This window comes from Amycolatopsis sp. NPDC104819 (assembly GCF_055583145.1).
This window is the reverse complement of the sequence record NZ_JBVJON010000002.1, coordinates 751,162-769,011: the sequence shown is the minus strand read 5'-3', so window position 1 is coordinate 769,011 and position 17,850 is coordinate 751,162. Positions and strand designations below refer to the sequence as shown.

General features: G+C 72.1%; 18 protein-coding genes. 9 read left to right on the top strand and 9 right to left on the bottom strand.

The window, feature by feature from the left end:
• Positions 1-6 precede the first annotated feature (6 nt).
• Positions 7-747, top strand: a complete 741-nt coding sequence (locus tag ACZ63E_RS08695) for an enoyl-CoA hydratase/isomerase family protein (protein WP_465335426.1) — start codon at positions 7-9, stop codon at positions 745-747.
• Here ACZ63E_RS08695 and ACZ63E_RS08690 read toward each other — a convergent pair.
• Positions 744-1,244, bottom strand: coding sequence for an SRPBCC family protein (locus ACZ63E_RS08690; RefSeq protein ID WP_465335425.1), 501 nt, complete (start codon positions 1,242-1,244; stop codon positions 744-746). The two genes, ACZ63E_RS08695 and ACZ63E_RS08690, sit on opposite strands and share 4 nt — an antisense overlap.
• A gap of 236 nt (positions 1,245-1,480) precedes the next feature.
• On the opposite strand from ACZ63E_RS08690, the gene ACZ63E_RS08685 reads away from it, so the two are divergent.
• Positions 1,481-2,872: a S28 family serine protease gene (locus tag ACZ63E_RS08685; protein ID WP_465335424.1), complete on the top strand. Its 1,392-nt coding sequence runs from the start codon at positions 1,481-1,483 to the stop codon at positions 2,870-2,872.
• Positions 2,873-2,930: 58 nt separating this feature from the next.
• Positions 2,931-3,320, top strand: a complete 390-nt coding sequence (locus ACZ63E_RS08680; RefSeq protein ID WP_465335423.1) for a VOC family protein — start codon at positions 2,931-2,933, stop codon at positions 3,318-3,320.
• Here the strand turns inward: ACZ63E_RS08680 and ACZ63E_RS08675 are convergent.
• From ACZ63E_RS08675 to ACZ63E_RS08650, 6 genes are all read right to left on the bottom strand, one after another.
• Positions 3,317-3,664 (bottom strand): MmcQ/YjbR family DNA-binding protein, encoded by a 348-nt coding sequence (locus tag ACZ63E_RS08675; RefSeq protein ID WP_465335422.1) that lies wholly within the window; start codon positions 3,662-3,664, stop codon positions 3,317-3,319. The genes ACZ63E_RS08680 and ACZ63E_RS08675 overlap by 4 nt on opposite strands.
• Positions 3,661-4,059: a type II toxin-antitoxin system VapC family toxin gene (locus ACZ63E_RS08670; RefSeq protein WP_465335421.1), complete on the bottom strand. Its 399-nt coding sequence runs from the start codon at positions 4,057-4,059 to the stop codon at positions 3,661-3,663. The genes ACZ63E_RS08675 and ACZ63E_RS08670 overlap by 4 nt, the downstream gene beginning before the upstream one ends.
• Positions 4,056-4,331, bottom strand: a complete 276-nt coding sequence (locus tag ACZ63E_RS08665; protein WP_465335420.1) for a type II toxin-antitoxin system VapB family antitoxin — start codon at positions 4,329-4,331, stop codon at positions 4,056-4,058. The genes ACZ63E_RS08670 and ACZ63E_RS08665 overlap by 4 nt, the downstream gene beginning before the upstream one ends.
• Before the next feature lie 92 nt (positions 4,332-4,423).
• Positions 4,424-6,580 (bottom strand): excinuclease ABC subunit UvrB, encoded by a 2,157-nt coding sequence (uvrB, locus tag ACZ63E_RS08660; RefSeq protein WP_465310029.1) that lies wholly within the window; start codon positions 6,578-6,580, stop codon positions 4,424-4,426.
• A gap of 46 nt (positions 6,581-6,626) precedes the next feature.
• Positions 6,627-7,238 (bottom strand): carboxymuconolactone decarboxylase family protein, encoded by a 612-nt coding sequence (locus ACZ63E_RS08655; RefSeq protein WP_465335419.1) that lies wholly within the window; start codon positions 7,236-7,238, stop codon positions 6,627-6,629.
• An 11-nt stretch (positions 7,239-7,249) separates the two neighbouring features.
• Positions 7,250-8,677, bottom strand: a complete 1,428-nt coding sequence (locus ACZ63E_RS08650) for a DUF5685 family protein (protein ID WP_465335418.1) — start codon at positions 8,675-8,677, stop codon at positions 7,250-7,252.
• A gap of 104 nt (positions 8,678-8,781) precedes the next feature.
• Here ACZ63E_RS08650 and ACZ63E_RS08645 point away from each other — a divergent pair, with 104 nt between their 5' ends.
• On the top strand, positions 8,782-9,300 hold the full coding sequence (locus ACZ63E_RS08645; protein WP_465335417.1) for a ribonuclease FAU-1 family protein: 519 nt from the start codon (positions 8,782-8,784) through the stop codon (positions 9,298-9,300).
• Here ACZ63E_RS08645 and ACZ63E_RS08640 read toward each other — a convergent pair.
• Positions 9,297-9,932, bottom strand: coding sequence for a TetR/AcrR family transcriptional regulator (locus tag ACZ63E_RS08640; protein WP_465335416.1), 636 nt, complete (start codon positions 9,930-9,932; stop codon positions 9,297-9,299). The two genes, ACZ63E_RS08645 and ACZ63E_RS08640, sit on opposite strands and share 4 nt — an antisense overlap.
• 116 nt (positions 9,933-10,048) lie before the next feature.
• Between ACZ63E_RS08640 and ACZ63E_RS08635 the strand changes: the two genes are divergently transcribed.
• From ACZ63E_RS08635 to ACZ63E_RS08615, 5 genes are all read left to right on the top strand, one after another.
• Positions 10,049-11,476, top strand: a complete 1,428-nt coding sequence (locus ACZ63E_RS08635; protein WP_465335415.1) for an MFS transporter — start codon at positions 10,049-10,051, stop codon at positions 11,474-11,476.
• A 69-nt stretch (positions 11,477-11,545) separates the two neighbouring features.
• Positions 11,546-13,081 (top strand): ArnT family glycosyltransferase, encoded by a 1,536-nt coding sequence (locus ACZ63E_RS08630; RefSeq protein WP_465335414.1) that lies wholly within the window; start codon positions 11,546-11,548, stop codon positions 13,079-13,081.
• Positions 13,082-13,142: 61 nt separating this feature from the next.
• Positions 13,143-14,651 (top strand): ArnT family glycosyltransferase, encoded by a 1,509-nt coding sequence (locus tag ACZ63E_RS08625; protein WP_465335413.1) that lies wholly within the window; start codon positions 13,143-13,145, stop codon positions 14,649-14,651.
• Positions 14,648-15,916 (top strand): sensor histidine kinase, encoded by a 1,269-nt coding sequence (locus tag ACZ63E_RS08620; RefSeq protein WP_465335412.1) that lies wholly within the window; start codon positions 14,648-14,650, stop codon positions 15,914-15,916. Before ACZ63E_RS08625 ends, ACZ63E_RS08620 begins: the two co-directional genes overlap by 4 nt.
• Positions 15,913-16,536: a response regulator gene (locus ACZ63E_RS08615; RefSeq protein WP_465335411.1), complete on the top strand. Its 624-nt coding sequence runs from the start codon at positions 15,913-15,915 to the stop codon at positions 16,534-16,536. Before ACZ63E_RS08620 ends, ACZ63E_RS08615 begins: the two co-directional genes overlap by 4 nt.
• On the opposite strand, the gene coaE is transcribed toward ACZ63E_RS08615, so the two are convergent.
• Positions 16,533-17,717, bottom strand: coding sequence for a dephospho-CoA kinase (gene coaE / locus ACZ63E_RS08610; RefSeq protein ID WP_465335410.1), 1,185 nt, complete (start codon positions 17,715-17,717; stop codon positions 16,533-16,535). The two genes, ACZ63E_RS08615 and coaE, sit on opposite strands and share 4 nt — an antisense overlap.
• Between the last annotated feature and the right edge of the window lie 133 nt (positions 17,718-17,850).

Sequence of the window (17,850 nt, the reverse complement as noted above, 5' to 3'; positions counted from 1 at the left end):
GGGCACGTGCCGATCATGCTGGAGAGCCACCACGACATCGCCGTGCTGCGGATCGACCACGGCGGCGGCAACACCCTCGACACCGACTCGTGCCGCGAACTCGTGCTGCGGCTGGAGGAGGTCGACCAGGCCCGCGCCGTCGTGCTCACCGGCACCGGGCGCGTCTTCTCCGCGGGCGTCGACCTCAAGCGGATCGACGACGGCGGCGCGTCCTACGTGTCCGAGTTCCTGCCGCTGCTGTCGGACGCGCTGCTGGCCGTGTTCGGCTGCCCGCGTCCGGTGGTCGCCGCGCTGAACGGCCACGCCGTCGCCGGCGGCGCGGTGCTGGCCGCCGCGTGCGACCACCGTGTGCTCGGCGCCGGCACGATCGGCGTGACCGAGCTGCTGGTCGGGGTGCCGTTCCCGCTGGCCGCGCTGGAAATCCTGCGCTGCGCCTACGGCACGGCCCCGCTGCCTTCGCTCACCTACTCGGGCGAAACCCGCGGCGGCGAGGACGCGCTGGCCGCGGGTCTGGTCGACGAGCTGGCCCCGCCGGAGGAGGTGCTCGAGCGGGCCCTCGCCGTCGCGACCCGGCTCGGCGAGCTGCCGGCCGAGGCGTTCGCGCACACCAAGGCCCAGATCCGGCAGCCCTACCACGAGCGGATCGCCGAGTACCGCCACGCCGACGACCCCGAGGTCGAACGGCTGTGGCGGGCACCCGCGGCGCTGACCGCCGTCAAGTCCTATGTGGACAGGGTGCTGCGTTAGGCGCGCACCCCGGTTTCGGCGAGAGCCTTGATGCCCTCGACCGTCTTCTGCATGTTGTCCTGCAGCTCGCCCAGCCGCATCGCGACGATCTCGTCCTCGTGCTCGGGCATCGAGGCGATGATCGTCGTGAGGTTGGACGGGCCGGGACCGATCTGGGCCCACTGGCGCAGGAGCGTGCCGTCGCCGTCCGGGACGAGCTCGAACTTCCACGACGCGGCCGGGTTGGTCACGTCCATCACCGACCACGCGAAGAGCCGCCCGGGCTCGTAGCCGGTGACCGTCGAAACCGTCTCCCACTCCCCGGCGACCGGGTGCGAGTTGCGGCCGCGGAACTGCGCGCCGAGACCGGGCTCGGACCCTTCGACCCAGCCGCCGCCCTGGTACTCGCTGGAGAACCGGGCGGGCAGGTCGACGTCCAGCAGCCAGGACCAGACCTCGGCCGGCGGCGCGTCGATGCGGACCTCGACCTGGGTCGTGGGACAGTCGGAAACCTTCATGGCGGACCCCTCGCTCGATGACGGTGGCTACGGCTTCGGACCGTAACGTGGCGGCGATCACGGCGACAACTCGCACGGTGCGCGTGGTCGCACAAGCCGGAGGACGTCACCCGGCGCCCGCGCCACCCGCCGAAAGTCGGGTCCTCACCGATTCTGCGCCCGGACAGCCGATTGCCGACCGGGGCCGATTCTGTGAGGGTCCCACGGTGGGTTCCGGAGCCGGGGAGGGTGCTTCCATGCGCAGACTGTTCACCGCCGCGGCGGTCGTGCTGGCGTTCGTCGGGCTGGCGCCCGCCGTCAGCGCCGCCCCCGACATCAAGGCGGCCCTGCAGAAGATCCCCGGACTGACGGTCGTGGCGGAGAACCCGGCGCCGGCCGGCTACCGGTTCTTCCAGCTCACCTACACCCAGCCCGCCGACCACCGGCACCCCGAAGCGGGCACGTTCCAGCAGCGCTTCACCCTGCTGCACCGCGACTTCACCGCGCCGACCGTCGCCTTCACCAGCGGTTACAACGTCAGCACCGCGCCGAACCGCTCGGAGCCGACGCAGATCGTCAACGGCAACCAGCTCTCGATGGAGTACCGGTACTTCAAGCCGTCACGGCCGGAGCCGGAGAACTGGGCGAAGCAGCTGACGATCTGGCAGGCCGCGGCGGACGAGCACCGCGCGGTGCAGGCGTTCAAGGCGATCTACCCGGGCAAGTGGCTGGCCACCGGCGGCAGCAAGGGCGGGATGACCGCGACGTACTTCCGGCGCTTCTTCCCCGACGACGTCGACGGCACGGTCCCCTACGTCGCGCCCAACGACGTCATCGACCCGCTCGACGTCTACAACCGGTTCCTCTCGCGCGTCGGCAACGACCCGGGCTGCCGCGACGCCCTGAAGGCGATCCAGCGAGACGCGCTGAAGCGGCGTGACGAGCTGGGCGCGATCGCCGCGGTCGACGCGGCCAAGCGCGGGCTGACGTTCTCGATCGTCGGCTCGGCCGACAAGTCCCTCGAGATCTCGGTGATCGACTCGTACTTCGCGTTCTGGCAGTACCAGACACAGGCGGACTGCGCGACGGTGCCGGCCGCGGGCGCGCCGGCGGCGGAGGTCTACGCCTGGTACGAGAAGGTGGAGAGCCTCAACACCTACTCCGACCAGGACCTCGAGCCGTTCGTCCCGTACTACTACCAGGCGGCGGCCCAGCTGGGTTCACCCGAGGCGTACGACGGCTACCTGCGCGACCTGCTCCGCTACCCGGGCGCCGACCAGCCGAAGACGTTCGTGCCGTCGTCGGTCAAGATCCCGCGGTTCGACTACCTGGCGATGCCGGACGTCGACTTCTGGGTGAAGTCCCGCGGCACCCGGCTGCTGTTCGTCTACGGCTCGAACGACCCGTGGGGCGCCGAGCCGTTCGAACTCGGCTTCGGCAGCCGGGACTCCTACCGGTACTACGTCCAGGGCGGCAACCACGGCTCGAAGATCGCGCAGCTGGCCCCGGCCGACGCCGCGGCGGCCACGGCGACGGTCCGGCGCTGGGCGGGCCTGCCGCCCACGTCCGCGCTGACGGCGCGCAGCGCCCCGGCCGGCTTCCCCGACTTCGACACCGACCTCACCCTCGCGCAGCGTCCGCCGCTGTGACTTTCCTCAGGCCGGGCGTAGTCTCACGGCACCTGACGGCCCGGCCTGAGGAGGCGGCATGCCTCGTCCCGTCCACTTCGAGATCCACGCGAGCGACCCCGACCGCGCGGTGGCGTTCTACACGGCGGTGTTCGGCTGGAAGTTCGAGCGCTGGGGCGACGTCCCGTACTGGGTGATCTCGACCGGCGAAGGCGACGGAATCGACGGCGGCCTCGTCCCCCGCGTCGGCCCGGCGCCCGAGGAGACGGCGCCGGTCCACGGGTACGTGAACACGATCGGCGTCAACGACCTCGACCAGGCTCTCGCTGCGGTGAACGAGGCGGGCGGATCATTGGCGCTGCCGAAGAACCCGGTGCCGGGCGTGGGCTGGCTCGCGTACGTCAAGGACACCGAGGGGAACATCTTCGGGATGCTGCAACCGGACGAGAACGCGCCGGTGCCGTCCTAAGGGCGTTTCGCCCTGGGCAGCCGCCCGACGACGTCTTCGTAGGAGGCGTCGACCAGGTCTTCGAGTTCGGCGTCCGGAACCCCGGCGCCGAACTCGACGCGGTTCCAGCCGTAGCGGCCGAGGTAGTCCATCACGGACACGGCGTCCGGGTACCGCTTCCGCAGTTCGGCCGCTTCTTCCCGGGTGGCCCCACATTTGACGGCGACGCTGCCGGGCTCGTCCTGCCCGATGAAGGCGAAACCCTTGCCGCCGACCTTCGCGACGAGCACGTGGTCCCCGAAGGGATAGGTCTCCTCGGCGCCCGGCTTGGCGAGGCAGTACGCGACGACGGCGGCGATGTTCATTGCTCGAGCTTGACGAGTTCGAGGTCGGTCTGCGGGAAGTCGTCCCCAATGCAGAGCAAGGGTTCCCTCGCGATCTTGGCCGTGGCGTAACAATGGCAGTCGCCCAGGTTGAGCTTCGCCGAGTGCCTGCCTTTTCCGAACCGCTGGAACGCCTCGACCGCGACTTCGGCATGCCGGGTGTCGAACGGGATCGTGACCACACCCCACTCCTGCAGGAACCGTTCGAACAGGCTCCGGCCCCGCATCCCGAACTTGGCCTGCAGCACGATTCCCGCCTCCGCCCTGGTCGGCGCACCGATCTTCGGCTCCTCGGCCGTGACCAGCGCCCGCTCGAGGGCCGCGCTCTCCGGCTCGCGGTTGATCATCGCGATGATGGCCGACGAATCGATGATCACACGCCCTCCGGCCCGAAGCCGAGGATGTCTTCCTGCTCCGCCTTGGTGATGGGCACACCCAGCTGATCGGGGGGCAACTGGGACCAGACCTCCTGTTCCAAGAAGCGACGCAGCCGCGCAAGGCGCTCTTCGGGCGTTTCCTTGCCCGCGAGCAACTGGTCACGCCGCAGACGCAGTGCCTCTCGCACCGCGCCGGTCTTGGTGTCGCCGGTCAGCTCGGCCACTTCGGCAGCGAGGCGCTCCGTTTCCGGGTCCTTGATGTTCATCGCCATGGTGTAATGGTACCCGCGATGGTGTAATGCTTCCATCCCTCCTTCTCGGCCGACCCGCACCCCGGGTCGCGCGCCCAGCTCCGCCCGTCTCCCTATTTGATCCCGGCCGCGTCCATGCCTCGCAGCTCCTTCTTCAGGTCCGAGATCTCGTCGCGCAGCCGGGCCGCCAGCTCGAACTGGAGGTCGCGCGCCGCCTGCATCATCTGGTCCGTCATCTGCTGGATCAGGTCGGCCAGCTGGGCGCGCGGCATCGCCGAGACGTCCTTGTCCACCAGCATTCCCGAGCTGCGGACCCGGTCGCCCTGCTCGGGCTTCTTGCCCCGGGACGAGTTGCGGCCCGAGCCGCCCACCGAGACCTGTTCGGTGTCCTCGGCCTCGCTGTAGACCCGGTCGAGGATGTCGGCGATCTTCTTCCGCAGCGGCTGCGGGTCGACCCCGCGCTCCACGTTGTAGGCGACCTGCTTCTCGCGGCGGCGATCGGTCTCCTCGATCGCGTGCTGCATGGAGTCGGTGATCTTGTCCGCGTACATGTGGACCTCGCCGGACACGTTGCGCGCCGCGCGGCCGATCGTCTGGATCAGCGACGTCCCGCTCCGGAGGAAGCCTTCCTTGTCCGCGTCGAGGATCGCGACCAGCGACACCTCCGGCAGGTCGAGCCCCTCGCGCAGGAGGTTGATGCCGACCAGCACGTCGAAGTCGCCCGCCCGCAGCTGCCGCAGCAGCTCGACCCGGCGCAGCGTGTCGACCTCCGAGTGCAGGTACCGCACCCGGATGCCCAGCTCCAGCAGGTAGTCCGTGAGGTCCTCGGCCATCTTCTTGGTCAGCGTGGTGACCAGGACGCGCTCGTCCTTCTCCGCCCGCTCCCGGATCTCGTGGACCAGGTCGTCGATCTGGCCTTCGGTCGGCTTCACGACCACCTTCGGGTCGACCAGACCGGTCGGCCGGATCACCTGCTCGACGAACTCGCCGGCCGCCTGGCCCATCTCGTACGGCCCCGGTGTCGCCGACAGGTAGACCGTCTGCCCGATCCGGTCGGAGAACTCCTCCCAGGTCAGCGGCCGGTTGTCGACCGCGCTCGGCAGCCGGAAGCCGTACTCGACCAGGTTCCGCTTCCGCGACATGTCGCCTTCGTACATGCCGCCGATCTGCGGCACCGTCTGGTGCGACTCGTCGATGACCAGGAGGAAGTCCTCCGGGAAGTAGTCGATCAGGGTCGCCGGCGCCGTGCCCGCGCCGCGGCCGTCGATGTGGCGCGAGTAGTTCTCGATGCCGGAGCAGAACCCGACCTGCCGCATCATCTCGATGTCGTAAGCCGTGCGCATCCGCAGCCGCTGCGCCTCCAGGAGCTTGCCCTGCTTTTCCAGCTCCGCCAGGCGTTCTTCCAGCTCCTGCTCGATGCCCTGGATCGCCTTTTCCATCCGCTCCGGGCCCGCGACGTAGTGCGTCGCCGGGAAGATCCGGACCTCGTCGACCTCCTTGACGATGTCGCCGGTCAGCGGGTGCAGGTAGTAGAGCTTCTCCACCTCGTCACCGAAGAACTCGACGCGGATCGCCAGCTCCTCGTACGCCGGGATGATCTCCACCGTGTCGCCGCGCGCCCGGAACGTGCCGCGGGCGAAGGCGATGTCGTTGCGCGTGTACTGCACGTCGACCAGGGCCCGCAGGAAGACGTCCCGGTCGAGCTGCATGCCGACCTTCAGCTTCGAGGACCGGTCGAGGTAGGACTGCGGGGTGCCCAGGCCGTAGATGCACGAGACACTCGCGACCACGATGACGTCCCGGCGCGACAACAGGTTCATCGTCGCCGAGTGCCGCAGCCGCTCGACGTCGTCGTTGATCGACGAGTCCTTCTCGATGTAGGTGTCCGTCTGCGCGATGTACGCCTCGGGCTGGTAGTAGTCGTAGTAGCTGACGAAGTACTCGACCGCGTTGTTCGGGAACAGCTCGCGCAGCTCGTTCGCCAGCTGCGCGGCCAGGGTCTTGTTCGGCGCCATCACCAGTGTCGGCCGCTGGACGCGCTCGATCAGCCACGCCGTGGTCGCCGACTTGCCGGTGCCGGTGGCGCCCAGGAGCACGACGTCCTTCTCACCCGCCTTGACCCGGCGTTCGAGCTCGTCGATGGCCGCCGGCTGGTCGCCGGCGGGCTGGTAGTCACTGATCACCTCGAACCGGCCGCCGGTCCGCGGGATCTCCGAGACGGGCCGGAAGTCGGACTGGGCGAGCACGGGGTGTTCGGTTGCGAAAGCCACGTCGACCAGAGTACGACGCGGCACCGACAATTTCCGTCGGCCCTGGTCAGCGGGGTCGGAACACCGTCACGGACGTCACCTCGCCGCCGGTCACGACGCAGTGCAGGACGGCGCCGGGCGCGGGGCCGTCGCCGAAGCACGAGACGAGCACCCGGTCGGGTCCGGTCGCTTGGGTTTCGAAGCGCGGGAACTCCGCGAGCACGTCGGCGACTTCGCCCGTCGGTGACGAGAGGTGCGCCAGCACGACCTCACGCGGCGACGGCGGTGGCGGGACGGGCAGGTCGTGGCTCTCGAAGAGCCGGTTCAGCTGGTCGGCCGCGGAAACCGCGCGGGGGAAACCGGCGAAGGCAGCGGTCTGGACGACGACTTCGCAGACTTCAGCCGGGGCGAGGCCCGACGCCAGGCCGGTGCGGAGGTGGACGCTCAGCGGCGGCCCGACCATCCCGGCCGCGACGATCGCCGCGAGCGTCGCGGCTTCGCGCGTGCGGGGGTCGAGGGCGGGACGTTCGTGGAGGTGGCCGTAGACCGTGCCGACGGCCAGCTCGCCGAGCGCCGGGATCGTCGCGAAGAGGGCGTCGAGACGCGCTTCGCCGCTTTCGACCAGCCCGCCGAAGGTGGCCCGGCCGCGGGCGTGCAGGCGGTCCATCGGCTCGGTCATGGATGCCCCCTTCAGCAGTTGCAGTCGCAGCAGGAGCAGCAGTCGCAACAATCGCAGTCGCAGTCGCAGCTCGAGTGGGGTTTCCCGCTCCACGGCCCAGGATAGGGATCACGGCAGCAGAACTGGCAGGTGCAGCACATGTACGGCGCGATCGTGCAGCCGAGGAGGAAGTTGCGTGGCTTCGGTGGGACGGCGAACTTCGGGTACCAGAGGCCGCCGCCCTTGCCGTGGAGGGGCTCGGGTTCGCCGGAGTCGCCGGGACCGTTGGGGCCTCCTGGGCCGCCGGGTCCACCCGGGCCGCCGGGTCCATTGGGCCCGCCAGGCCCAGTCGGCCCGCCGGGCCCCTCGGGCCGGGAGGTGCTGCCCGGCGCCCATGGGCCGTGCCCGGCGGGACCGCCCGAGTACCCGGGCGCGCCCGGCGGCGGAAATCCCGGCGACGGAGTCTGGTGGGGATGTTGCTGCGGCCGAGGCCCCGGCCCGATCCACCCCGGCGGCGGCTGCTGCCCGGAGGCACCCGCCGCGCGCGGTTCCTCGCCGTGCATCGGCTGCCGAAGCCCGCCGTGTGTCGGGCCCGAGCCGTGCGCCCCGCCGTGGCCGAAGGCTCGCCGCACCGCTTGGCGCAGCTCGTGCACCAGCAACGCATGCACCAGCGCCGGCCGGGCGAACTCCGCCTCCTGCAATGCCAGCTCCACCCCCAGCACCGCGTCATCACACAACCGCCGGGCCTCCGCCAACCCCGTTCCCGTGGCCGGCAACGGGTTCCACGCTCCCGCCGCCGCGTCGGCGGCCTGGTCCTCGACCGCGTCCAGCAGATGCGCGACCCGGCCGAACAAACGGCCCGCCTCCGCCAGCGGCGCCACATTGTCCGGCCGTCCCGCCAGCTCGGCCGTCCGCGCGAAGGCCGCCGACGTCGCCAGTTCCGCCGGTTCCGTCGCGACCAGCGGTGAATCCCCGAACCCGACCGTGCTCTCCAGCGAAGCCTGCCGTGACACCGCCTCCGTGAGCACCGCCGTGTCGAAGCCGACCCGGCTGCCGGTGCGGCTGCCCTGCTCCGCCCAGCGGGCCGCGACGCGGCGGGCGGCCGCCGCCACCGGGCGGCGAGCGAACGCGCCGTCGTGGTCCTCGACGTGGTCGCCGACCTTCGCCGCCGCCAGCACCAGGGACACCGCCGCGGCGAGCTGGGCGCCTTCGCCCCGCGCCACCGATGTCGAACGCATGCCGCGCAGCGGGCACGGGCCCGCGTCGCGGCGCCGGTCCGCCGCCGGTGTCTGGGCCTCGACCAGCGCCGAGATGATCAGGCCGTCGTAGTTGGTGACGACGCGGGCGAGCTGACCGTGTTCGTCACGCAGTGTGAGACAGAGCCCGCACAGGTGCGCGAGCCAGTCCGCGTGCAGGTCGCCCGCCAGCCGGTGCCGGCACGGCCTGATGATCCCGAACATCCCCGGCCCCCTCGCCTCCCGGACGGTCGGCGAACCTTAGCCCGAACGTGTGGCGCGCGTGGCGGAAGTACGCGATTCGTGACCGGCCCGGCAGGATGAGCGCCATGGCCGGACTGCACGCGCCGAAGGTCGAGATCTTCGACCCCGCCGAGCGCGCGAACATCGACCCGAAGGGCATCCTGCGGAAGGTCGACGAGTACCACGAGGAGCCGTTCGGCCTCTACCTCGCCCGCCCGACCCCGGGCCGCGCGCAGTTCCACTACCTCGAGTCGTGGCTGCTGCCCGGGTTCGGCCTGCGGATCACCGACTTCTGGTTCTCCCCCGGCCACGAGCGCGACCAGGACTTCTACCTCGACGTCGTCCGCGTCCGCCGGGACGGCCCGCGCTGGGTCGCCACCGACCTCTACGTCGACCTCGTGCTCCGGGACAAGCTGTCGCTGCGGGTGATCGACACCGACGAGCTCCTCGAAGCCCACGCCGCGGGCCTGCTCGGCGCCGAAGACGCCGAGTTCGCGCTGAAGACGGCCTACGCCACCGTGGACGGGCTGGCCGCCCACGGCTACGACCTCACCGCCTGGCTCGCCACGAAGGACATCGCGCTCACCTGGCGGCGGCACCCCTAACCGGCCGAGTAGTACCCGAGGAACATGTCGACGCCCCGGTTGATGAGGTCGTCGGTGCGCTGAGCGTCGATCCGTTCGCCGTACGCGGCGTGGGCGAAGTGCGGGTAGAGGACGAGGGCGTAGAGCTGGACGAGGGCCAGGTCGACGTCCGGGATCACCAGCTCGCCGGCCTCGACGCGCTTGCGGAACTCCCCGGCGAGGATCGCGGACGTCAGGTCGGGGCCGTTGGCCTTCCACGCCCGGCCCAGCTCGGGAAACCGCTGCGCCTCCCCGGCGACGAGCGCGCGAAGCGCGAGGACCTGCGGCTGCGCCATCCCCGCCACCCAGCCCCGCGCCGTCCGCACGAGGATCTCGCGGATGTCGTCGGACTCGGCGAGGCTCTTCTCCAGGGCCAGGGTCGACTGCTGGAGCGCTTCCTTGAGCGCGTCGTGGATGACCGCGTGGAACAGCTCGCTCTTGCTGCCGAAGTGGTTGTAGATCGTCACCTTCGACACGTCGGCCCGCTGGGCGATGACGTCGATGCCGGCTTCGAAGCCGCTGGCGAGGAACACCTCGCGGGCGGCGTCGACGATCGCCCGCCGCTTGAGGTCGGCGCGCTCGCCGGTGGGGGTGCGCCGTCGTGTGTCCGTCATCCCCGCAGCCTACCCCTGAACTGTGCCGTCCAGTTCAGCTGAACTGAACCGTTGAGTTCATATGAACTGAAGCGTACAGTTCAGCTTCACCACAGGCGCCCGACCAGGAGGTACGCATGCTGTCCGAACCGGAACTGAGATCGGTGAACCCCCTCGCGGGGCGCCGCAACGCGCGCTTGACTCTGCTGGCGTTCGCGATGCTGATCGTTTCCCTCGACCAGTACATCGTCGTGGTCGCGCTGCCCGAGATCGGCCGCGACCTGGGCTACTCCGCGCAGACGCTCCAGGCGGTGGTCAGCACCTACGCGATCGCCTCCAGCGGGTTCCTGCTGTTCGGCGGCCGGGCCGCGGACCTGCTCGGCCGCCGCCGGATGCTGGTCACCGGACTGACGCTCTATGCCCTCGCGTCGGTCGCCGGCGGGCTGGCCACGGCGCCGCTGCTCCAGCTCGCCGCCCGCGCGCTCCAGGGCCTGGGCGGGGCGCTGGTCTTCCCCAGCACCCTGGCGATCATCACCACGAGCTTCGCCGAGGGTCGCGACCGCAACCGCGCGCTGAGCGTGTGGGGTGGCGCCGGCGCGGCCGGCCTGGTCGTCGGTGTGCTGCTCGGCGGCCTGCTGACGCAGGGGTTCGGGTGGCGGGCGGTGTTCTTCGTCAACGTCCCGCCGGCCGGCGCCGCGATCGTGGCGGCGTTCGCGCTCATCGCCGCCGACGGGCCGCGGGTGACGACCCGGCGGTTCGACCTGGCCAGCACGGTGAGCGTCACCGGCGCGGTGACCCTGCTGGCGTTTGCGCTGGTCCGGGGGCCGGACGCGGGGTGGGCCTCCCCGGAGATCGTCGCCGCCACGATCGCGGGAGTGCTGCTGCTCGGCGTCTTCGCGGTGATCGAACGGCGCAGCGCGGACCCGCTGCTGCCCCGCCACCTGATGACGAGTCCTAGCCTCGTGCTGGCCACGGTGGTCGCCTTCATGTTCACGGCCACCTTCGGCTCGCTGCTGTACTTCCTGTCCCTCTACTTCCAGGACGTCCGGGGGTACGACGCGCTGGAGACCGGCCTCGGGTTCCTGCTGCCGACCGCGGTCGTGGTCGCGGGCTCGGTGGTGGCCGGCCCGGTGGTGACCCGGCTCGGCGTCCGGCGCACCCTGCTCGGCGCGCTCGCCGTCGGCGCGCTCGGCGCGTGCCTGCTCGGGTTCGCGCTCACGCCCGACGGCTCCTACGCCTGGCTGGTGCCGGGCCTGACGGTGGTCAGCGTCGGCGACGGGATGGTCTTCACCGTCATGTACATCGCCGCGGCGACCCGGGTGCCCGACCCGCAGCAGGGGATCGCCTCGGGGATCGTCACCACCGGGTCCGGCATCGGCGCCGCGGCCGGGCTCGCGGTGCTGGTCCTGGTCGCGAACGGCGGCGGCGGGATCCGGGCGGCGGTGTTCGCCGTCGCCGGCGGCATCGCGCTCACCTTCGTGCTCGCGCTCGTGCTCACCCGGCACATCCGCCGATCGGTGGATGCCGGGTCCACCGGCGGCGGACCCGGGTCCGGACCGTCCTGACGATGTGCCCGGCCCCGGCGCGGCGGGATTCTCGATGCGTCGGGAAACGGAGCGAAGGGGGACGGCGACATGTCGAGCGAAAACACCACGGGCGGTCCGATGAGCGTGACGACCGCGCCCGCCCCGGCCCGGGTCCGGCCGGTGGCGCCCTTCGCCCGGACGCCGGTGGCGGTCGTGGCCGCGCTGATGGCGGTCCCGCTGCTGCTCACCGCGAACCGCTACGGCTACTTCGGCGACGAGCTCTACTTCCTCGCCGCCGGGCGGCACCTCGCCTGGGGGTACGTCGACCAGCCGCCGCTGCTGCCGTTGCTGGCCCGGACGATGGACGCGCTCGGGCATTCCCCGTTCGTGCTGCGGATCCCGGCAATGCTCGCCATGGTCGGTGGCGCCGTGCTGACCGCGCTGATCGCCCGCGAGCTGGGCGGCGGGCGGAAGGCGCAGACCCTCGCCGCGGGCGCTTTCGCCGTGTCGACGCAGTTCCTGGCGAGCGGGCACCTGCTCGCGACGTCCACAGTGGACCCGTTCCTCTGGACCCTGCTGCTGTGGCTGCTGGTCCGCTGGGTGCGCACCCGCGCCGACGGCCTGCTCGGCTGGGCCGGGGTGGTGACGGCGGTCGCGCTCTACACGAAGTTCCTCATCGGGGGGTTCTGGCTCGCCGCCGGGGTCGCGATCCTCGTCTGCGGCCCGCGGGAGCTGCTGCGGCGGCCCGCGTTGTGGGTGGGCGCCGCGATCGCGGTGGTCGTGCTGGCGCCGACGCTGGTCTGGCAGGCGGCGCACGGCTGGCCGCAGCTCGGCATGGGCGCGGCGATCTCGCAGGAGGTCGGCGACACGTGGGGCGGGCGCCTGCTGTTCCTGCCGTCGGCGCTGGTCGTGGCCGGCCTCCCGGTCGGGGTGGCGCTGCTGTGTTACGGCCTCTGGCGGCTCCTGCGCGACCAGGAGTTCCGGTTCCTCGGCTGGACCGCGGTGGTGCTGACCGTCGTGATCCTGGCCGTGAACGGCCGGAGCTACTACGTCGCCGGGATGTTCCCGGTGTGCTGGGCGATGGCCGCGGTGGCGGTCGAACGCCGGGAGCCGTCGCGCTGGTGGCGGTGGCTCGCGACCTGGCCGTGTTACGTGCTGACCGCGCTGCTCGCCCTGCCGGGCGCGGTGCCGGTGTGGCCGCAGGCCTGGCTGAGCGAGCACCCGGGGCTGCCGAAGCCCGTCTTCGCGTTCGCGGAGATCGGCTGGCCCGAAGGCGCCCGGTCGGTGGCGGCGACGTTCGCCGCGCTGCCCGGGAAGGCGCACACCGCGGTGCTGACCGAGTCGTACTGGGGAGCCAGCGCGCTCGACCGCTACGGCCGTGAGCTCGGCCTGCCCGAACCGGCGAGCGGCAACCGCGGATACGCGACGCTGACGGTCCCGTCCGAAAGCGCGACGGACGTCCTGTACGTCGGGACGGACCCGCGGCCGCTGGCCGGGCACTTCGCCGACATCCGGCCGCTCGGGAAGGTGGACACCGGCGGCGCGAAGCCGAGCTACTTCGACGGCGTGCCGCTGTGGCTGGCGACCGGCCGGACCGAGCCGTGGCCGGTGCTCTGGCCGCAGGTCGTGAACACCCACACGTGAGCCGCGTGCCCGGCCACGTAGGGTGCGGGAAGGACCGGGCCGGACGAGGAACAGGAGCACGATGGACGCCGTGACCACGGCCCCCGACCAGGTGAAACCCGGGCTCGCGCCCTTCGCCCGGCTCCCGGTCGCGCTGCTCGCGCTGGGCACGGCCACCATCCTGCTGCTCACCGCCGGCCGCTACGGCTACTTCGGTGACGAGCTCTACTTCCTCGCCGCCGGCCGGCACCTGGCGTGGGGGTACGCCGACCAGCCGCCGCTGGTGCCCGCGCTCGCCTGGCTGATGAACACCCTCGCGCCCGGCTCGCTCGTGGTGTTCCGGCTGCCGGCGATCGCCGCCACCGCCGCCGGGGTCGTGGTCACCGCGCTGATCGCGCGGGAGCTCGGCGGGCGGCGCAAGGCGCAGGCCCGCGCCGCGGCGGCGTACGCGATCTGCGGGCAGTTCGTCGGCAGCGGCCACTACCTGGCGACGTCGACGATCGACCCGCTGCTGTGGACGCTGGTGCTGTGGCTGGTGGTCCGCTGGGTCCGCACGCGGGACGACGGCCTGCTCGTCTGGCTCGGTGTGGTGACGGCGGTGGCGCTCAACGACAAGCTCCTCATCGCCGCGTTCTGGGCGGTGGCCGGGCTCGCGATCCTGGTGTTCGGGCCGCGGGATCTCTTACGCCGTCCCCAACTCTGGCTGGGCGCGCTCATCGCCGCCGCGTCCCTGGTGCCCACGGTGCTCTGGCAGCACACGAACGGCTGGCCGCAGCTCGCGATGGGTGACGCCGTCGGCGCCGAGGTCGACGCCGCGGGCGGCCGCGAGAGCTTCGTCCCGAACCTGCTCGCCGGCGCGGGCTGGGTGATCGGCGCGCTCGGGGTGCTCTACGGCGTCACCGTGCTGGTGGGGAGCAAGCAGCTGCGGCCGTACCGGTTCCTGGGCTGGACGGCGCTGGGCGTCGTCGCGATGTTCCTCGTCGCGAACGGGCGGTTCTACTACGCGGCCGGGATGTTCGGTGTCCTGTGGGCCGCGGCCGCCGTCCACCTGGAAGCCTGCGAGCCGGCGAGGTGGTGGCGGTGGGTGCCGACGTGGCCGGTCTTCGTGCTCTCGGCGCTGTTCAGCCTGCCGTTCACGCTGCCGGTCTGGCCCGCGCACTGGCTCGCCGACCACCCGGCGGCGCCACGACCCGCCTACGCCGCCGAGGAGATCGGCTGGCCGGACCTCACCGACGACGTCGCCGCGCTGTGCCGGACGGCGCCGCCGGGCACCGCGATCGTGACCGGCGGGTACTGGCAGGCGGGCGCGCTCGGCCGGTACGGGCCGGAGCGCGGCCTGCCCGAGGCGTACAGCCCCAGCCGGGGTTTCTGGTACTTCGGCCGACCCGCCGACAACGCCGACACCGTGCTCTTCGTCGGCTACGACCCTTCGAAGCTCGCGAAGCACTTCGGGACCGCCCGGATCGTCGGCCAGGTCGGCAACCGCCTCGGCATCCGCAACGCGAGTGAGCACCTGCCGGTCTGGGAGCTCACCGGCCGGACGGCGAGCTGGGCCGAGATCTGGCCCTCGCTCAAGGACATGCGGGCGTGAGCGTGAAGATCGACTGGAGCCGGTCGCTCTGGCCGCCGTTCACGCCGAAGCCGGCCGGGGTCTGGGGACCGTGGCTGCACCGCATCGAGCGGTACCTGCCCTACGCCCTGCTGGCCGTCTCGACGGGGATCAGCGCGGCGATCGGCGGGCACGACGGCCGCTGGTGGGCGACGACCGGTGTGCTGGTCGCGGCCACGACGTGCTGGCTGGTCCTGGTGGAAACCCTCGCGCCGCCGCGGCTGCGCGCGCACCCGGCGTTCGCCCTGCCCGCGTTCCTCGGCGTGCTCGGGCTCGGCAGCGCGCTCGAAGCCCGGGACGTCACGTTCCTGATCTTCGTGATCTTCGCTTTCCTGGCCGCGACGCGGCTGCGGCCGACCTGGCTAGCCTTCCTCGCCCTCGCGGCGACGTCGCTGCTGATCAACACCATGGGCAACGGCGGGCCGGCGCACGCGCTGAGCGAGCAGCCCGGCATCGTGGTCATGCTGGTCGTGGTGCAGACGGTGACCATCGGCGGCGGCGCGACACTCTCGGCCGCGGTCGCGCGGCAGAACGAAGACCGCCGTCGCACGCTGGACGAGCTGGCCGCGGCACAGGCGGAAAACGAAGGCCTGCAACGACAGCTGCTCGGCCAGGCCCGCGAAGCCGGGATCCTCGACGAACGGCAGCGGCTGGCCCAGGAGATCCACGACACGCTCGCGCAGGGTTTCACCGGCATCATCACCCAGCTCGAAGCCGCCGCGCTCGCCGAGAACGAGCCGGCGGAATGGCGGCGGCACCTCGATTCCGCCGCCGCGCTGGCGCGCGAGAACCTGACCGCCGCCCGGCGGTCGGTGCGCGCGCTGCACCCCGCGCCGCTGGACACCGACCCGCTGCCCGACGCACTCGCGGACGTCGCGGCGAAGTGGAGCGAGCGGACCGGCGTGCCCGCCGAGTTCACCACCACCGGCGTTCCGCGGCGGCTGCACCCGGAGGTCGAGGCGGCGATCCTGCGGATCACCCAGGAAGCGTTGTCCAATGTGGACAAACACGCGGCGGCCGGCCGGGTCGGGCTCACGCTGTCCTACATGGACGGCGAGGTGACCCTCGACGTCCGCGACGACGGGGTCGGCTTCACCCCCGGCGCCGGCCCCGGGTTCGGCCTGGCCGGGATGCGCCGCCGGGTCCAGCGCCTCGCCGGTACGCTCCACATCGAGTCCGAAAGCGGCGGCACCGCGATCTCGGCCGCCCTCCCCGCCGTCCCGCCCCTGCCGGAGGCCTTCGCGTGACGATCACCGTGCTCATCGCCGACGACCACCCGATCGTCCGCGACGGGCTGCGCGGCATCTTCACCGGCCGCGGCTTCGAGGTCGTCGGCGAGGCGGCGAACGGCGCGGAAGCCGTGGTGCTGGCCGAGCGGCTGCACCCCGACGTCGTGCTGATGGACCTGCGGATGCCGGGCACCGACGGCGTCGCGGCGATCACCGAGCTGGCCCGGCTCGGCAACCCGGCGCGGGTCCTGGTGCTCACGACCTACGACACGGACTCGGACGTGCTGCCGGCCATCGAGGCCGGCGCGACCGGGTACCTGCTCAAGGACGCGCCGCGCGAGGACCTGTTCCGCGCCGTCGAGGCGGCCGCCCGCGGGGAGGCGGTGCTCTCCCCCGCGGTCGCCAGCCGCCTGATGGGCCGGATGCGCGAGCCGGTCCGGGAACCGCTTTCCCAGCGTGAGCTCGAGGTGCTCACCCTGGTCGCCCGCGGATCGACGAACAAGGAAACCGCGAAGAAGCTCTTCATCAGCGAAGCGACGGTCAAGACGCACCTGGTCCACGTCTACGCGAAGCTCGGCGTGAAGGACCGCGCCGCCGCGGTGGCCGTGGCGTTCGAACGCGGGCTGCTGGGCTCCTAGGGTGTCCAGCCGGTGGCCGCGGCCCACTTCTCCCCGCGGCCGAACGCGGCGTTGACCCAGTCCTGCTTCTCGTCGGCGTACGCCTCGACCGTGCCGTCTTCGGCGTGCGCGTCGGCCAGCCGCAGCTTCACGTCGCGGTAGTCGTCACGCTCGTCGGGGTTCGCGCGCAGGAAGTCGCGGAACAGCAGCGCGAGCCGCCAGGCCGGCGTCTCGGTGGCCCGGACGTGCAGGTTCACCGGGCGCCGCGGGTCGGCGCCGACGTGCAGCCGCTTCGGCCACGGCTCGCCGCCGTCCTGGGCCTCGTCGTACCAGTCGCCCTCCAGCCGCGGGAAGCCCGCGTCGGACAGCAGTTCCTTCAAAGCCTCGGCGTCGGCCAAGGTGGACACCGTCACCTGCAGGTCGAGGACGTCCTTGGCGGGCAGGCCGGGCACGGCGGTCGACCCGATGTGGTCGGCGCGCAGCGCCAGCTCCCCCGCCGCGGCGCGGACCCGGGCGAGCACCCGCTCGGCCTGCGCCGGCCAGGTCAGGTCGTACTCGGCGATCTTCGGCGACATCGGCGGGCGGGGGCGGCGCAGCCGGACGTTCGCCTCGAACGGCACCAGCCGGTCGGCCCACAACGCGTCGACCTCGGCGAGCACGGCGTCTTCGGCGCCGCCGTTGTCCAGCCAGACGTCGGCGACGGCGCGGCGCTGCTCGGCGCTGGCCTGCGCGCGGATCCGCGCCCGCGCGTCTTCCTCGGCCATCCCCCGCGCCGACACGAGCCGCCGGACCCGCACCTCGACCGGCGCGTCGACGACCACGACCAGGTGGTACGCGGTCGCGAGACCGTTTTCGACCAGCAGCGGGATGTCGTGGACGACCACCGCGTCCGGCTTGGCGGCGGCCATCAGCTCCCCGGTGCGGGCGCCGACCAGGGGGTGCACGATCGCGTTCAGCCGGTGCCGCGACTCGTCGTCGGCGAACGCCCGCGCGGCGAGCACGGGCCGGTCGAGCGAGCCGTCGGCGGCCAGGATGCCGTCGCCGAACTCCTCGACGAGCCGGGCGAGCCCCTCGGTGCCGGGCTCCACCACCGCACGGGCGATCCGGTCGGAGTCCACCAGTACGGCGCCGTGTTCTTCGAGCCGGTTCGCCACGGTCGACTTGCCGGCCCCGATCCCACCCGTCAACCCCACGCGCAACATGCCGATCACCCTAGTCAGGCCCCCGGGGAGGCCGCTGGGTGCGCCCATTCGTGTGACGCGCCGGCTGGCTCCCGTAACGCGGGTAATCGTTTTCCGATGCGATGGGCAGCGGGCTGCCTCGCTCGCCGGGTCA